Below are 17,722 nucleotides of genomic sequence, written 5' to 3' on the forward strand. Positions count from 1 at the left end.
GATTGCACGGATTTTGATGCTTCGCATTTTGGATCGCACGGATTTTTGTCGATAAAATCCCTAACGCGATTCCTGTGAATCGAGATTTCTATTCTCGACCAAACCTGCAAGGTTTTTTTCAACCTTGTAGGTTTTCTTTTTCGCTGCGTAATCAATTCAAATTCCATTTCCAATTCACATGCGCTTTGTCGCCAATCGTTGCCACGGACTTCGTCCAGTTTTTTTTGGCCACAAATTCAAGAATTTATCTGCGTTGTCGCCAATCGTTGCCGCGGACTTCGTCCAGTTTTTTTGGCCACTAATTCACTAATTTATCTGCTCCGTCGCCAATCGTTTTGGCGGACTTCGTTCAGTTTTTTGCCGCGACCCGAGCGACGCGAACTGGCCGAAGACAATTCACTGATTTACACGGATTTTACCTCTTCGCAATTTAGATCGCACGGATTTTTTGTCGATAAAGTCGTGACCTGAATGAATTTCGAAATTGCAATCTGCGCGAGAGCTATGGGAGTTTGGAATTTGGAATTTGTGATTTGGGATTTCAACTCCGAGACTTCGTACCTTTGCACGCATCCACAAAATAAAATCGCTTCATTTAAGTTATTTAGGTAAATCCAAAACCGATATCATGAAAGTATTCCGTTCTTTTCTGCTTTTTACCCTTTTTGCGAGTCTTTCCGTTTTTGCGCAAGACGTCAATAAAAACGATTCCGGCGGAAAGAAACACGGGCTTTGGAAAGGCGTCTACGAAGAATCCAAGCGTCCCAGATATGAAGGAACGTTCGACCACGGGAAAGAAACCGGAACCTTCAAGTTCTTCGACGACACCAAAGCCGGAACGGTCATCGCCACGCGTGAATTCCGCGCAGACGGCACTGTCTACAATACTTTCTTCAACCAAAAAGGCAATAAGGTAAGCGAAGGCAAACTCGTCAACAAGCAATATGAAGGCGAATGGAAATATTACCACGAGAATTCCCCGGCGCTGATGACGCTTGAGAACTACAGGAACGGAAAACTCGTCGGTGAACGAAAGGTTTTCTACAAAAACGGGCAATTGGCCAACGTCACCAATTACACTGACGGAATCAGGAACGGCATTTATAATAAATATGCCGAAAACAAAGACAATATCTTGCTCGAGGAAGTCACTTTCGCAAACGGAAAGGAGCAAGGTGACGCCGTCTATCGCAATCCTGACGGCACAATCGCCTCGAAAGGCCGATACGAAAACGGCGAGAAGAAAGGCACTTGGGAATTCTACAAGAACGGCAAGTTGGAGAAGAAGGAGAAATATCCGCTGCAACGCAAGTTCCAAAAATTGCCACCGAGGAAAGATTTTTAGTAATTTTGCGGATCAATTAATAACAAGTAATAATTGACCTTGCGTAATCTTCGTCGAGGCAATTATTCATTATTAATTGTTCATTATTCATTATTAATTAAAATGAAGAGAGTAGTAGTAGGATTGTCCGGCGGAGTCGATTCGAGCGTGGCCGCTTATCTTTTGCAGCAGCAAGGGTACGAAGTCATCGGGCTTTTCATGAAAAACTGGCACGATGAAGGCGTGACGATCTCGAACGAATGTCCTTGGCTCGAGGACAGCAACGACGCGCTTTTGGTGGCTGAAAAACTCGGGATTCCGTTTCAGACGATCGATCTGTCGGAACAATACAAGGAGCGCATCGTCGACTATATGTTTGCCGAATACGAAAAAGGCCGAACGCCGAATCCGGATGTTTTGTGCAACCGCGAGATCAAATTCGACGTGTTCATGAAAATCGCGCTCGAACTCGGTGCCGATTATGTCGCCACCGGTCATTATTGCCGCAAATCAGAACAGGAAATCGACGGGAAAACCGTTTACAGCCTGCTTTCGGGCGAAGACAATAACAAGGATCAATCGTACTTTTTGTGCCAACTTACGCAAGAGCAGCTTTCGAAAGCTTTGTTTCCGATAGGCGAACTGCAAAAATCCGAAGTGCGCAAAATCGCTTCCGAAATGGAATTGGTCACGGCCGAAAAGAAAGATTCACAAGGTTTGTGTTTCATCGGAAAAGTGCGCCTGCCCGAATTCCTTCAGCAGCAATTGCAACCCAAAGACGGCGTGATTTACCAGATTGACGAATCGGCGACAATTTATTCGGATGAAAAAACTGAATTCGCGTCGGTTGAACAACAATTGGAATTTTCGTCCCACAATATTTCGTACAGACCCGAAATGGGAAAAGCTGTCGGCAAACACGTCGGGGCACATTTTTATACCATCGGACAAAGAAAAGGCCTGAATGTAGGAGGCACGAAAGAACCGTTGTTCATCATCGCCACTGACGTCGAATCGAATGCGATTTACACCGGAATGGGTCAATCGCATCCGGGCTTGTTCAGAAAAGCGTTATTTATCCGAAAGGAAGAAGTACATTGGGTTCGCGAAGATTTGCGTCTGGAAGACAACCAAACCAAGGACGTGATGGTGAGAATCCGGTATCGTCAGCCTTTGCAGAAAGCCACTTTGCACCAATTCGAGACCGGAATGTACATTTCGTTTAAGGACGCGCAATCGGCGATTACAGAAGGTCAGTTCGCGGCTTGGTACATCGATGATGAATTGGTCGGATCTGGCGTCATTTCCTAAAATTTTGATATGAAAAAGATCGTTTTGTTTTTGGCAGTTGCCGTTTTCGCGGGTTGTTCGAGTTCGGACGACGCTGCCAAAGTCGAATTATACCTGACTTCAGATGGCGCACAGCGTCCGTTTTTTGCCGAAACCACGCAAGATGTGAACGCCGACGGCGAAAATGCCATTCTTGTGTACGCCGATCGCACTGGCGAACAGCTCAACTTCGATGTCGTGGTTGGCGCAACGGGCGATAATGTAGTCGAGCACGTCGAGTTTATCCCGAATGTGTCCGAAGGCACGGTTTACCAGATCAACGACGTTTTCTACTCGAATGTCTCGGTGAATTCCGATACGCGACTCAAAGGCGTTTTCTCTGGAAATCTATCCGACGGAACGGTCGAGAAGTACATCGAATGTACTTTCGACGTCAAGAAGAACGCGAGCAATTGATGGTGAAATATCGATAGATCTACTAAAAAACTAAACCCCGCCATTCTCACAAGCGGGGTTTGTCACTTCTTGAGCAGAAGCTTACCAAACAAAAACAAAAATTAGTCTTGAGTCTTGAGTAATGAGTCTGTGGTTCTTGTTACTACATCTTATAACTCACACCTCATAACTCATAGCTATCCAACCACATCCAAAAGCACAAATGACTTCACAAGCGTTTCGTCCCGGTGGACTTTCCTGAGATTCTCGAACGAGATCGTGCCCGTGATATATCCGGCTTCACCGTTCAAATAAGATTCCGATACTTTCTTGAAAAACGGCTTTAGGTTTTCGGCTTCGTGTTTCTCGTGGCGCAGGAAAACGTTCAGGTCTATGTTTTCGGCCAAAGCGATTTCCTCGCCTCTGGCGATTTTCTTGTACTCGTATTTATAGTCGTAGGTCAAAGCTGATATGTCGCTCAAAACGGCGCTTGCGGTCGGATGCGCTCCGGCGCCTCGTCCCACGAAAAACTGCTCGTCGGCGAAACTCGTTTTGGTCACGACTCCGTTGAATACATCGTCCACGTTGAAAAGTCGGTCTTCGGGAGAGACGAACTTGGGCAATACGAACGCGCCCACATTTCCGTCAGAATGCTTGAAAGCCTGAGCCACGAGCTTGATTTTCCAACCTTTTTCAGCCGCATACTTGAGTTCAAGCGCTCCCAAATTGTCGATCCCGATGTTCAGGATGTCGTCCGGTTTGGCAATATGGCCGAAAGAGTGGGCGAGCAGGATGAGCAATTTGTATTTGGCATCGAATCCGCCCGTGTCGAGAATCGGGTTGCTTTCGGCAAATCCTTTTTCCTGCGCTTCTTTCAAAGCGTCTTCATACGATAATTTATCGCGAGATGTTTTCGTCAGTATATAATTCGTCGAACCGTTGACGATTCCCTGGATCGATTCCAAAAGGTCGTTGTCGTAATATTCCTCCAGGTTGCGGATAATCGGCATACTCGCGCAACAAGCGGCTTCATACAAAAGCGGAACGTTATTTTCGCGTTGCAATTGCAACAATTCCTCGAAGTGTTCGGCGACCATTTTCTTGTTGGCCGAAACCACGGCTTTGCCAGATTTCAAAGCTTTTTTGGTAATCTCGAAAGCGGCGTCGGCATCGTCGATCAATTCCACGATCACGTTGATTTCGGGATCGTTGAGCAAATCGTCGGGATTGAAAGTGAAGTTTTCCGAGCCGATCTCGCGTTGTTTATCCGGATTTTTGACGCAGATGTTCTTGATGTTGGCTTTGAGTCCGGGCGTTTTTTGAAGCACTTCGTACAATCCGAAGCCTACGCAGCCGAAACCGAACAAGCCGATATTTAGGGTTTTTCTTGACACTTTGATAAGGAATTGGGTAACCTGCAAGGTTTTCAAAACCTTGTAGGTTTGTTACGGTAACTCGATAAAAGTAAATTTTGGTGACAGGTTTTAGACCTACAAGGTTTTGGAAACCTTGTAGGTCGCCCCTGAAGTAAATGTGGTTGTGTTTAGATGACTTCCGAAGTGAATTCCACGTTCACTTTTTCCGTCGGAACAGATCCGGTCGCAACCGCAAAAGCCTGTTTCAGATCGGCGATCAGATCATCGGCATCTTCCAAACCAACCGACAAGCGAATCAAGCTGTCCGTAACACCACTTTGGTAGCGCTTTTCGCTCGGGATCGATTTGTGGGTCATTTCGCACGGCAGACACAAAAGCGATTTCACGCCTCCAAGCGATTCTGCCAGTTTGAACAATTTCGTCGCTGTCACGATTTTGATCGCGAGGTCTTTGTCGTCCACTACCAAGTCGAAAGTCACGACGCCACCGAAGTATTTTTGCTGCGATTTTGCGATCTCGTGGTTCTTGTGGGTTTTCAGTCCCGGATAATAAACGTTCTTGACGAGTTTTTCATCCACCAAAAATTCAGCGATTTTCTGTGCGTTTTCGGCGTGTTGGCGAATCCGGAGCGTCAAAGTCTCGATCCCGCGGATCACGAGCCAAGAATCGAATGGCCCAAGAATCGCTCCCGATGCATTTTGGATGAATTTGATCTTGTCACCGAGTTCCTGTGTAGCGGTTACAACCAATCCGGCGATCAGGTCGGAGTGGCCCGAAATGTATTTTGTGGCGCTGTGAACCACGATGTCGGCTCCAAAATCGATCGGTTTCTGAGCAACGGGCGAAGCGAACGTGTTGTCGACGCAAAGAAGAATGCCGTGTTGTTTAGCGGTCTTCGCAATCGCCCGAATGTCAGAAATTTTCAAAGTTGGGTTGGTTGGCGATTCGATCCAGATGAGGGCGGTTTTGTCCGTCACTGCCGCCGCTACGTTGGCGGCGTCGGTCGAATCGGTGTATTTTACGGTAATACCGAATTTTTCGTAAACGTGGGTGAACAGTCTGAAAGCACCTCCGTAAATGTCGTCGACGGCAATGATCTCGTCGCCGGCTTTCAACAGTTTTACCACGGCGTCGATTGCGGCAAGTCCTGAGGCGAAAGCGTATCCGTTGGTGCCATTCTCAAGTTTGGCGATGATGTCCTCGAGCACTTTTCGCGTCGGATTGTTGCTTCTGGCGTAGTCGAAACCTTTGTGAACGCCCGGAGCGTCTTGCACGAAAGTCGAAGTCTGGTAAATCGGAACCGAGATCGATCCGGTTTGCTCGTCAACGGGAATGTAGTTCAGGATGGAAGTTTGCTCTTGCATGATCTTGTTTTTTTAAGTTTGAAATAGTTGTTTCGGCTTAAAAAACTTTCTTACACAGTCTATCGGAAAGAGCAAAAAAAAAGTGCTCCTCCGATAAGTCAGAAGAGCACGTATATGGTGAGATATAAATAGCTTTTTCTTACTTATCTGTCCCGTTTCCGGGTTGAATGTGGCACCTTATCGTGAGACAGGTTGCCAAGACGTCACAGGGTCAAATCCCTCGGTCTTTCTGGATAAGAATAATTTCTTAGAACGCAGTGCAAAGATAGGGGCGGAAAAATGAACTATGCAAGCCAATTTTGGGATTTAATTTTTTTGAAATCTGAAATCATCTGATTATCATTGGTTTATGTTGTAAATTTTAACATTTATTTTTCTTTCGGATTTGCTATTTTCCAACATTTACGACCAAAAGTCAATCCAATTCGTATATTTGAATCGGCCAAGAAACGGCTTGCAACTACATGAAAAAGCTACTTTTTATAGTCGCTTTGTTTTCGGGTTTCACGTGTTTTTCACAACAGGACGCGTGGGTTTATTTTTCCGATAAGCAAAACGCCCAGTTCTACCTCGACAATCCGCTCGAAATGTTGACGCAACGCGCGCTCGACAGGCGAACAGCCCAAAATATTTCCCTCAATTCGACAGATGTTCCCGTAACGCAATCCTATATCGATCAGGTCGAGGCTGCCACAGGCGTTTCGGTGTTGGCGAAATCCAAGTGGCTCAATGCGGTGCATGTGAGAGGAACGCAGGCGAACATCAATGGTTTGCTGGCCCTTTCGTTCGTTTCCTCGATTGATTTTGCAGATGATTCGCTGGACACCACAGCCGACAAAAAATTGGCCAAAAAAGAAATTCCGACGGTTTCGAACCCGAATCATCAAACGGGAAAGACATTGGAAGCACTGGTCAGTTTCAACTATGGAAATTCGGCCAACCAAATCCAGATGCTCAACGGACATTTGCTGCACCAACAGGATTTCACGGGCACGGGCAAAATGATCGCCGTTCTCGATGCCGGTTTTCCCGGAGTCAACACGGCCGCGCCTTTCCAACGACTTTGGGACAACAATCTGATCCTGGGCGGATACAATTTCCCTGACGGAAACGAGGATATTTTTACAAGAAACAACCACGGAACGCTCGTGCTTTCCACGATGGGCGGCTTTGTCGACAACCAACTGGTCGGGACGGCTCCGGATTCCCAATATTATCTATTTATCACCGAAGCGATCGAATACGAAAATCCGGTCGAGGAATCGTATTGGGTCGAAGCCGCTGAAATGGCTGACAGTCTTGGCGTTGACGTGATCAATACGTCTTTGGGCTACAAGATTTACGACAATCCGGCTTACAGTTATACGTATGCCGAAAGAAACGGCACGAAAGCTTTCATTTCCCGCGGTGCCGACGCGGCTTTTTCCAAAGGAATGGTCGTCGTGGTCTCGGCCGGGAACGACGGTAATTCCGATACGGACAATTTTGTGAGCGTTCCCGCAGATGCGATCAACGTCTTGACGATAGGCGCGGTAACAGCCACAGAAAATTACGCAAGCTTCAGTTCGATCGGACCGACAACCGACGGTCGCGTGAAACCCGATGTCTGCGCACGCGGACAAGGCGCAACGGTTTCGAGTGCGGCCGGAACGATCACGACCGCAAACGGAACCTCGTTTTCAAGCCCGATCATGGCCGGAATGATCGCCACTTTTTGGTCGGCGGTCCCGAGTTTGACGAATCAGCAGGTTGTCGATTTCGTAAAACAGTCCGCCGATTTGTTCGCTAATCCGACAGCTTTCAAGGGTTATGGCGTTCCCGATTTCAATCTGGCGCTACAAAATGCTTTGTCGGTCGACCAAAATCTGCAGCAAAAATTCACGATCTGGCCAAATCCTGTCAAAAATACGATCCACTTCGAACTTCCGAACCATTCCGAAACGGCTAAGCTTGAGGTTTACAACCAACTCGGACAACTCGTTTTGAGCAAAAATATAGAAGCGCAACAGTCCGATCTCGATTGCAGCGAACTCGCTTCGGGAATTTACGTCTACAGTTTCGTGACCTCGGGTGCGAGACAATCGGGAAAATTCATCAAAAGTCGATGAACAGGATTACCCAACTTTTCAAAATCCAGTATCCGATCGTCCAGGCCGGAATGATCTGGAACAGCGGTTGGCGCTTGGCCAGTGCGGTAAGCAATGCCGGCGGACTCGGAATCATAGGCGCTGGCTCGATGTATCCCGACGTACTTCGCCAACACATCCAAAAATGCAAAGCGGCGACTGACAAGCCGTTTGGCGTGAATGTTCCGATGCTGTATCCGAATCTCGACGAAATCATCGACATCATCGTGGAAGAAGATGTCAAAATCGTTTTTACATCTGCCGGAAATCCAAAAACCTATACTTCGTTTCTCAAGGAAAAAGGCATCACGGTGGTTCATGTCGTGAGCAGTTCCAAATTCGCATTGAAATCTCAGGAAGCCGGAGTAGATGCGGTCGTGGCCGAAGGTTTTGAAGCCGGCGGACACAACGGTCGAGAGGAAACAACCACGTTTACGCTACTTCCGATGGTGAAGCAAAAAGTGACGATCCCGATCATTGCGGCGGGCGGAATCGCAACGGGAAAAGGCATGTTGGCGGCAATGGTTTTGGGTGCCGATGGCGTTCAGGTGGGAAGTCGTTTTTGTGCCTCCGAAGAATCGTCGGCACATGATAATTTCAAGAACGCGATAGTTGCGCTCGACGAAGGACAAACCCACGTCACGCTTAAGGAATTGGCGCCCGTGCGGCTGATCAAGAATAAATTTTTCGAAGATATCGTCGATCTGTATACTAAAACACCATCGGTTGACGATTTAAAGACATTGCTTGGCCGTGCGCGCGCCAAAAAAGGTATGTTTGAAGGCGATTTGAACGAAGGCGAGCTCGAGATCGGACAGATTTCGGGTTTGATCGACGACATTAAGCCGGCGGCGAAGATCGTTGCCGATATGATGGCCGAGTTCGAATCGGCGAAAAGTGAAATGATAAATCTGCAGTAAATGAAAAAATTAGGAGTGGCGTTGTTTTTCGTGGTTTTGTTCGGATGTTTTTCGGCGAAAGCCCAAGATCTCAACACCAAAAGGAAAGAAGATGTCGGCAAGGTTTTCAAGTTTCTGTCGACGGGTTTCAGCGTGATGGAAAAGGACGAAAAAGGGAATTGGGGAAAGTGGTCTGCGCTCAAGCCGTCCAACATCGTCATTTCGCTTGACACCAAGAAAGGCCGCATCGTCGTGTATTCACAGGAAGTGCAACTTTATGACATCATCAGCTACGAACAGATACAGGAAACCGAAAACGACATCGTGTATCCGTTCACCTGTACCGACGACGATGGCATGCCTTTCACGGTTTCCCTGATCGAACGCAAGAAACAGGGAAGTCGCAAACAGTTGTATATCAACCAGAAAAATGTGGTAATCGTCTACAACATCGAAAATTTTCCCGATAAGAATATCAAAGTCGATTGAATCCATTTTTTGTGTAATTTGCCAGCGGTGAAAACCGGTACCTGCGTTGCCCCAAATCGACCCATTGCCGAAAAATCCCCAAGTGTTTTCTGTTAATGATTTTGTTCATAACATTGGTTTTTTGGACAGAGTCAATTGTTTATTTTAACTAATATTAACAAGTGTTTTGCGAGCGAATGTGAATGTTTTCAGGTTTGTTCGGAAAACGCGTCAACGGCTTGCGGTATTTTGTACTTTTGTGCGAAATTGCTGTAGGAATTTCGGGATTTTACAGCCGTCCTTTTGCTTATGAGGAAGACTACTATCGCTAAACTAACATACTTTTTCTTTTTTTGGATCCTTTTGGTGGCAGGGACAGAATCGGCGTTTTCACAATGCCCGACGATTTCCAATCCAAACCAATCGTTCTGTGATTTGCAGTCGCCAACAATCGAAAGTCTTGCTGCTACCAACACTGGCGGCGGCGTCGTTTGGTACACTTCGGCTTCTGGCGGAACGGCGCTTCCCGCAGGATCTGACCTTGTAAACGGACAAACTTATTACGCGAGCAACACTGCCAATACGTGTACACCTCGCCCAAGCGTGAACGTCGTGATCTACACCAAACCTACCGGACTGAACTTCCAGGGCGTTTGCGTCGACAATCCGGTGAACGCCACTATCGCGAACCTTCAGGCGACGGGGAATAACATCCAATGGTACACGACTCCAACAGGCGGTGCGCCACTTGCGCCGACAACCGTCCTAAACGACAATACTTTTTATTACGCGAGCCAGACGAATCCGAACACGGGCTGCGAGACTTCTCGTTTTTCGGTTTTGGTCAATATTGGTGTGGTTCCGGTTCCTATCGGTCCGGCGATCCAGACTTTCTGTAACCTTTCCGGAAATCCTCCAACCGTGGCGAATCTTACGCCCGGCGGATCAAGTTACAACTGGTATGCGACTCCCACTTCGGTTTTGGTCTTGCCTCCGAATACGCCTTTGGTGAACGGCGGAACGTACTATGCGACGTCGGTCGATCCGCCTTGCGAGAGCGCGAACAGACTGGAAGTCACGGTAAATCTGATCAATCCGAACAACGCCGGAACCGACGGCACTTTCCAAATCTGTCAAAACGAAACGGCAACTTCGCCACCTGTAAACCTTTTCTCATTTTTGGGCAATTCCCCGAATACGGGCGGAACCTGGACCGGGCCGTTTCCTACGACCGGCGGCTATTTGGGAACTTTGAACCTTTCAGGACTTACGCTCGCGGGAAGTCCTTACGTGTTTACCTATAATGTCGGCGCGACGCAGTGTCCGCAAGATGATGCTACCGTCACGATTACGGTTTTGCCTTTGCCGACTGCTGCGATTGCTGCCAATACCACGATTTGTTCGGGTCAATCGGCGACGGTGACTTTTACGGGAACGCCGAATGCTGTCGTGACCTATAACGTAAATGGAGGCGCGAACCAGACCATTACGCTGAACGCGTCCGGAACGGCGACAATCACGCAAACTTACATCGCCACGACTGTTTACAACTTGGTGAGCGTAACGTCAAATGGCACAAATACTTGTACGCAAACGCTCAACAGTTCGATCACGATCACGGTTTTGCCTTTGCCGACCGCGACAATCGCATCCAACCAAAGCGTTTGTTTGGGACAATCAGCAACGGTCACGATAACGGGAACTCCGAATTCGACCGTAACTTATACTGTAAACGGCGGGCCGAGTCAGACTATTACGCTGAATGCATCGGGCACGGCAGTTATCACCGGAACTTATTCGGCTACGACCGTCATCAACCTTGTCAGCATCACATCTTCGGGAACTCCGGGCTGTTCGCAACCTTTGACGGGTTCGGTCACGATTACCATTGTTCCGGCTCCTACCGCTACGATCGCAACTTCCCAAAGTGTTTGTCCTGGCGGAAGTGCGACGGTAACTTTTACGGGAACGCCAAATGCGACGGTGAATTACACGATCAACGGAGGTACGCCGGCGAGCATCGTGCTGAACGCATCCGGAACAGCTTCTTTCACACAAACTTATACGGCCACGACAACTTATTCGTTGGTCAGCGTGACTACGGGCGGCACTACTTCTTGTACGCAAAACGTCTTCGGAACGGTCGTCATCACTGTGCTTCCGCTTCCCTCTGTGGCGATCACGGCAAGCCAGACGATTTGTCCCGGGCAAAGTGCCACGGTGAATTTTACGGGAACGGCAAACGCGACGGTGACTTATACGATCAACGGCGGACCGAACCAGACGATTACCTTGAACGCGTCGGGAACGGCGTCCATCACGAATACTTACACCGCCACGACGACGTTTTCACTTGTCAGCGTAGCGTCCGGTGGCACTCCGAGTTGTACCGGTCCGGCTTCGGGCTCGGTCGTGATCACGGTTGTTCCGCCTCCAACGGTGAATATTTTCTCGAATCAGACGGTCTGCGCCGGACAACAAGCAACGGTCACTTTCAGTGGAACGCCTTTCGCTGTCGTGACTTATACCGTAAACGGAGGCGCGCCTCAAACCGTTACTTTGGACGGTTCGGGACTTTTCCAACTTACGCAGACATTCAACGCAACAACGACTTTCACGTTGGTGAGCGCCTCTACTGGCGGAACTCCAAGTTGCAGCCAACCGCAAACGGGCTCGATCACCATTACGGTGATTCAACCGCCAACGGTAACAATCGCATCCGACCAAACGATTTGCTCCGGACAACAAGCGACGGTGACATTTACGGGAACGCCTAACGCGACGGTAACTTATACGATCAACGGCGGTCCGAATTTGACGATTGTCCTCAACGCGGCAGGAACGGCTTCGATCACGGGAACTTACACAGCCACCACGGTTTTCACTTTGGTGAGCATTTCGGCAAACGGGCCAACTTCTTGCGTCCAACCAATTTCGGGCACGGTCACCATTACTGTCGTACCGCTTCCGACTGCGACAATCGCATCCGACCAAACGATCTGTTCAGGCCAGCAAGCGACGGTCACATTTACGGGAACTCCAAACGCCATTGTCGCTTACGCGGTAAACGGCGGAGTAAGCCAGACAATCACGCTTGACGCAACCGGGACGGCGACAACCACCCAAACTTATACTGCGACAACGATTTACACCTTGGTCAGTGTCTCAACAGGCGGAACACCATCGTGTTTCCAAACGGCAACGGGAACGGTCACCATTACGGTAGTACCGCCACCAACGGTAACGATTGCTGCAGATGCCACGATTTGTCCTGGCGGAAGCGCAACAGTAACTTTTACCGGAACTCCGAATGCAACGGTGACTTACACGATCAACGCAGGCGCGCCCCAAACGATAACTTTTAACGCATCCGGAACGGCATCGATTACGAACACTTACACCGTAACGACAGTTTTCGCTTTGGTGGATATCACTTCTGGCGGAACTCCTTCTTGTACACAGCCGATTTCGGGAACGGTCACGATTACAGTCGTGCCACCACCGACTGTTACGATTGCTTCGGATGAAACGATCTGTCCGGGAGAAAGCGCAACAATCACGTTTACCGGAACGCCAAACACTGTCGTGACCTACACGGTCAATGGCGGTCCGAACCAACAAATTACGCTTGACGCCTCCGGAAACGCGAGCATCACACAAGTCTACACCGAAACGACAGTCTACACTTTGGTAAGTGCGACGACTTCGGGAACGCCAGCTTGTACGCAGCCACTATCGGGAACTGTCACGATCACGGTTGTTCCGGCTCCGACGGCTACAATCGCAGCCGACGCGACAGTGTGTCCGGGCGATACTGCGACAATCACATTTACGGGAACGCCAGGCGCGATCATCACTTATACGGTTACGCCGGGCGGAACGCAAACCATCACGCTTGACGCGAACGGAATCGCCACGATCACCCAGGCATTTTCGGCCACGACCGTCTTTACTTTGGTAAGCGCGGCCACAACGGGAACTCCGGGTTGCAGCCAACCTGTTTCGGGAACGGTAACAATTACAGTGCAACAGTTGCCAACTGTCACGATCGCAGCCGACCAAACGATTTGCGCGGGCGAATTCGCGTCTGTGACTTTTACGGGAACACCCAACGCGGTCGTTACTTACTCCGTAAATCCTCCGGGAACGAACCTGACTGTAACGCTCGATGCTTTGGGTGTAGCAACAATCGGTCAGATTTTCAACGAAACGACCGTTTTCACATTGCTTTCGGTAAGCACTGGCGGAACGACGACTTGTCCGGTAACGGTAAGCGGAACGGCGACAATCACTGTTGTACCACTTCCCACGGCGACGATTTCTGCGGACGGAAACGAGACGATCTGTTCGGGAACAAGCGCAACCGTGATTTTCACGGGAACGCCGGGCGCGGTCGTAACTTATACTGTCAACGGCGGAACTCCGGCTCTGACCGTGACACTCGACGCTTCGGGAACGGCAACTGTAACTCCAACTTTAACCGGAACATCGACTTTCGAACTCATAAGCGCGGCTTTGGGAACGTGCGTGCAAAATCTTACGGGAAGTGTCGTGGTTACCGTTTTGGATGGACCGAATGCGGGCAGCGACAACGGAAATGCGCAGGTTTGTACCGACGCGACACCTTTCGACCTTATCAATTTCCTCGGACCTGACGCAGAACCAGGCGGTGTCTGGACGCCAACTTTGGCCAGCGGAACGGGAATCTTCAATCCTGCAGTCGATCCTGCCGGAACGTATACTTACACTTTGAACGCGAATGCGCCTTGCCCGCCAGATACGGCAACGGTGACGGTGAGCTTTATTCCGCCGGTAAATGCGGGCGACGACAACACTTTGGACGTTTGTTCGAACAGCAATCCGCAAGATCTTTTCCTATTGCTGGGTCCGAACGCCCAAACAGGCGGCACGTGGACTCCGGCATTGGCAAGCGGCACGGGAATTTTCAATCCTGCGGTCGATCCGTCAGGAACATATACTTACACGATCGCAGGGAATTTCACTTGCGGAAACGATAGCGCGACCGTAATAGTAACCGTTACGCCAGGTCCGAATGCGGGCGAAGACGGAACGCTTACACTTTGCATAGACAGTGCGCCTCAGGATTTGATCAACTCACTCAACGGAACACCCCAGGTAGGAGGAACGTGGTCGCCGGCCTTGGCTAGTGGAACGGGCGTTTTCAATCCGGCGGTAGATGCTGCGGGCGTCTATACTTATACTTTTATCGGATCACAGCCTTGCGATAACGATTCGGCGACGGTTACTGTTACGGTAAACCCGATTCCGGATGCAGGTGAGAGCGCGAACGCAGTGCTTTGTTCGAGTTACGATCCGGTTGATTTGACGACTTTACTTGGCGGAACACCTCAAGCGGGCGGAACCTGGACTCCGGCTTTGGCCAGCGGCACGAATATCTTCGATCCTGCGGTCGATCCTTCCGGAACTTATACTTACACGGTTGGCGGTGGTTTCTGCTCGACAGATACGGCCACTTTGACAATCCAGGTTTTCCCGGCTCCAAATGCCGGCGCGGACGGAAACCTCACGCTGTGTGTCACCTCGACTTCGGTAGATTTGACAACGGCGCTCGACGGAACACAAGGCGCAGGAACATTCTCTGACGACGACAACACAGGCGCGTTGAACGGAACGATTTTCAATCCGTCGACGGTTGGTGCGGGCACTTATCACTTCACTTATACGGTTACAGGCGGCGTCGCTCCTTGCGAAACAGATACGGCTTTGGTCACGGTCGTGGTCGATCCGGCGGCGAACGCGGGCACTTTCTCCGGCATCCAAACGGTTTGTCCGTCTTTCGGAACTTTCGATTTGTTCAACTTGCTTGACAACGAGGTGACAGGCGGCACGTGGACAGACCAAAATGGCATCGCGATCGTGAATCCGCTTGACGTGAGCACGATCATTCCGGGCACTTATACTTTCATTTACAGCATTGCGAATTCTTGTGGCACCGATTCGGAAAACGTCCAATTGACTATCACCCCGAATCCGACGTTGACCAACGCGAACATTCAGGTAGTAACACCAGTTTGCGTCGGACAAAGCACAACGGTGAATTTCACCGGAATGGACAACGGCACTTACACGTTGAACTACGATTTGTCGGGAGCGAACGTGTTGACGAATCAAACGGTTCTTTTGACGATCGCGTCCGGAAACGGAAGTATTTCAATCGACGGAACGAGCATTCCGAACACAGGCCAGACCACGATCACGTTCAACAGCATAAGAAACAACGCTTCTGGTTGCGATGTGACGCTTTCGGGCGTTTCGGCGACTTTCACCGTGAATCCGACTCCGGTTTTCGACAGTGCGAACCTTGCGGCGACTTCGGTTTGTTTCGGAAACGCGGTTCAGGTCACACTCTCGAACGCGACAGGAATTCCTGACGGAAACTATATTTTCAACTACAGCATTCCGGGTTTGACTCCATCAACCGGCAACTCTGGTGTCGTTGCGGTTTCTGGCGGAAATGCGACTTTCACGATTCCGGCTTCGGCAATCAATATCGGCGGAAGCTTCACGATCACGATCACGGGAATTGTCGGCCAAGGCAATCTTTGCGGAAACAGCACGACTTCGTTGTCGGCCAATTTCACGGTTGAACCAGTGGCGAATCTGACCGCAGCGACGATTTCGGTGGCGAATACTTGTCTCGGATCCGGCTCGACCGCAACGATCACGAACATCGACGCGCCAGACGGAACTTACACGATAACTTATACGATCACGGGAGTGAATCCGACAACCCAAACCCTCGACATCACAGCCGTGAACGGTCAGGCGACTTTCGCGATCGACGCGACTTTGCTCCCGAATTTGGGCATCAGCAATTTCTCCATTTCCGATATCATCCAAGTGGGATCGACTTGTCCGGGAACGACGAATCCGAATGCTTCGACAACTTTTGAAGTCACTCAGGACAATACACCGCAATTGATCGACAAAGGCAATGAATTCTGCGGACGCGACAACCCGACAATCGCCGATTTGAGTGCGAACATCGTTGGCGGACAAACCGTGGTTTGGTACGACGCGCCAACGGGCGGAAATGCTTACGCGCCGACAGATTTGCTGGTTCACGGAACGACTTATTACGCCGAATTTGCCGGAACGACCTGTACGGGAACGGTTCGTCTGCAAGTAACTGTCGACCTCACGGTTTGTACAGACTTGATCATTCCCGACGGATTCTCTCCGAACGGAGACGGCATCAACGACGATTTCGACATCGTCAACATCCGCGAATTGTATCCGAACTTTACCCTTGAGATTTATAACCGAAACGGAAATATCCTTTACAAAGGAAACACGGCCAAGCCAAACTGGGACGGAACAGCCAAGGAAGGCGGCGTCATGATTGGAAGCGGCGTCGTACCGACAGGCGTTTATTTCTGGATACTGAATTTCAATGACGGCGCACGTAAACCGCTTCAGGGCAGGGTTTACCTTAACAGATAAAAATTAGATGAGTCCAAGATTCAGACATATTATTTTCCTTTTGGCCGCGCTTTGCGGAATGACCGGATTGGCCCAGCAAGATCCGCAGTTCACGCATTATATGTACAACATGAGCGTGATAAATCCGGCTTATGCGACCGACAATGCAGGCACGATGACTTTGGGCGGTTTGTACCGCACGCAATGGGTTGGAGCTGTTGGCGCGCCCAAAACTGTTACGGCGTTCTTGCACTCGTCCGTGGCAAATCGGGTAGAGGCGGGCGTTTCGATCGTGAGTGACGAGATTGGCGATGTCGTAAAAGAGAACAACGTTTATGCCGATGTGGCTTACGTGATTCCGACGGGAGAAACCACAAAATTGTCGTTCGGACTCAAAGCCGGAGCGACGTTTTTCAGCGCGAATTTCAACGGATTCCAATATTCCGACACCGATCCTGATCCGGCTTTTGCCAACAACATCAGCAGGACTTTCCCTAACGTTGGCGTCGGAACCTATTTCTTTGGAGAGAATTATTACGTGGGTGCTTCGGTTCCGAACTTGCTTCGCACGAAACATTTGGAACATCAGGACGCGATCTCGACGATTGGCGTGGAGGAAATCCATTACTTTTTGACCGGCGGTTATGTTTTTACCTTGTCGGACAACTGGAAATTGAAACCTGCGACGATGGTTCGCGGTGTAAAAGGCGCTCCGATGGCGTTCGATATCACGCTGAACACGCTTTTGTTCAATCGGTTCGAACTCGGAGCCGGCTATCGCCTCGACGATTCGATCAGCGGTTTGGCCGGATTTTATGTCACACCAGATTTGCGCATCGGTTATTCGTATGATTACACATTGACCAACTTGGGGAATTTCAACTCGGGCACACACGAGATTTTCCTGATTTGGGAACTCAACCTGAACAATATTTTTGGAGGAAAAGGTTTTGATAAATCGCCCCGATTCTTTTAA

Annotated in this window: 10 protein-coding genes and 1 riboswitch; of the genes, 8 read left to right on the forward strand and 2 right to left on the reverse strand. The window is 49.6% G+C overall.

Annotated features, from left to right (window positions below; all coding sequences use genetic code 11):
- Positions 1-628 precede the first annotated feature (628 nt).
- From EOO49_RS16640 to EOO49_RS16650, 3 genes are all read left to right on the forward strand, one after another.
- Positions 629-1,345 (forward strand): hypothetical protein, encoded by a 717-nt coding sequence (locus EOO49_RS16640; protein ID WP_290847744.1) that lies wholly within the window; start codon positions 629-631, stop codon positions 1,343-1,345.
- Positions 1,346-1,447: 102 nt separating this feature from the next.
- Positions 1,448-2,635, forward strand: coding sequence for a tRNA 2-thiouridine(34) synthase MnmA (gene mnmA / locus EOO49_RS16645; protein ID WP_290847746.1), 1,188 nt, complete (start codon positions 1,448-1,450; stop codon positions 2,633-2,635).
- Positions 2,636-2,644: 9 nt separating this feature from the next.
- Positions 2,645-3,070 (forward strand): hypothetical protein, encoded by a 426-nt coding sequence (locus tag EOO49_RS16650; RefSeq protein ID WP_290847748.1) that lies wholly within the window; start codon positions 2,645-2,647, stop codon positions 3,068-3,070.
- Between the two features lie 176 nt (positions 3,071-3,246).
- Here EOO49_RS16650 and EOO49_RS16655 read toward each other — a convergent pair whose 3' ends face one another.
- Together EOO49_RS16655 and EOO49_RS16660 are read right to left on the reverse strand one after the other, a co-directional pair.
- On the reverse strand, positions 3,247-4,479 hold the full coding sequence (locus tag EOO49_RS16655; RefSeq protein ID WP_290847750.1) for a homoserine dehydrogenase: 1,233 nt from the start codon (positions 4,477-4,479) through the stop codon (positions 3,247-3,249).
- 113 nt (positions 4,480-4,592) lie between these two features.
- Positions 4,593-5,789 carry a PLP-dependent aspartate aminotransferase family protein gene (locus EOO49_RS16660; RefSeq protein WP_290847752.1) on the reverse strand — a complete coding sequence of 399 codons (1,197 nt, stop codon included), beginning with the start codon at positions 5,787-5,789 and terminating at the stop codon, positions 4,593-4,595.
- A 140-nt stretch (positions 5,790-5,929) separates the two neighbouring features.
- A riboswitch (SAM riboswitch) is annotated at positions 5,930-6,029 on the reverse strand.
- Positions 6,030-6,253: 224 nt separating this feature from the next.
- Here EOO49_RS16660 and EOO49_RS16665 point away from each other — a divergent pair.
- The 5 genes from EOO49_RS16665 (at position 6,254) to EOO49_RS16685 (ending at position 17,722) form a co-directional block, all read left to right on the forward strand.
- Positions 6,254-7,897, forward strand: a complete 1,644-nt coding sequence (locus EOO49_RS16665; protein ID WP_290847754.1) for a S8 family serine peptidase — start codon at positions 6,254-6,256, stop codon at positions 7,895-7,897.
- Positions 7,894-8,835, forward strand: coding sequence for a nitronate monooxygenase (locus tag EOO49_RS16670; RefSeq protein ID WP_290847756.1), 942 nt, complete (start codon positions 7,894-7,896; stop codon positions 8,833-8,835). Before EOO49_RS16665 ends, EOO49_RS16670 begins: the two co-directional genes overlap by 4 nt.
- Positions 8,836-9,303, forward strand: coding sequence for a hypothetical protein (locus tag EOO49_RS16675; RefSeq protein ID WP_290847758.1), 468 nt, complete (start codon positions 8,836-8,838; stop codon positions 9,301-9,303).
- Between the two features lie 414 nt (positions 9,304-9,717).
- Positions 9,718-16,767 (forward strand): gliding motility-associated C-terminal domain-containing protein, encoded by a 7,050-nt coding sequence (locus EOO49_RS16680; RefSeq protein ID WP_366927245.1) that lies wholly within the window; start codon positions 9,718-9,720, stop codon positions 16,765-16,767.
- A gap of 7 nt (positions 16,768-16,774) precedes the next feature.
- Complete coding sequence (locus EOO49_RS16685) at positions 16,775-17,722, forward strand: type IX secretion system membrane protein PorP/SprF (protein WP_290847763.1); 948 nt, start codon at positions 16,775-16,777, stop codon at positions 17,720-17,722.

It is taken from the genome of Flavobacterium sp. (genome assembly GCF_004295795.1).
Taxonomy (GTDB): Bacteria; Bacteroidota; Bacteroidia; order Flavobacteriales; family Flavobacteriaceae; genus Flavobacterium.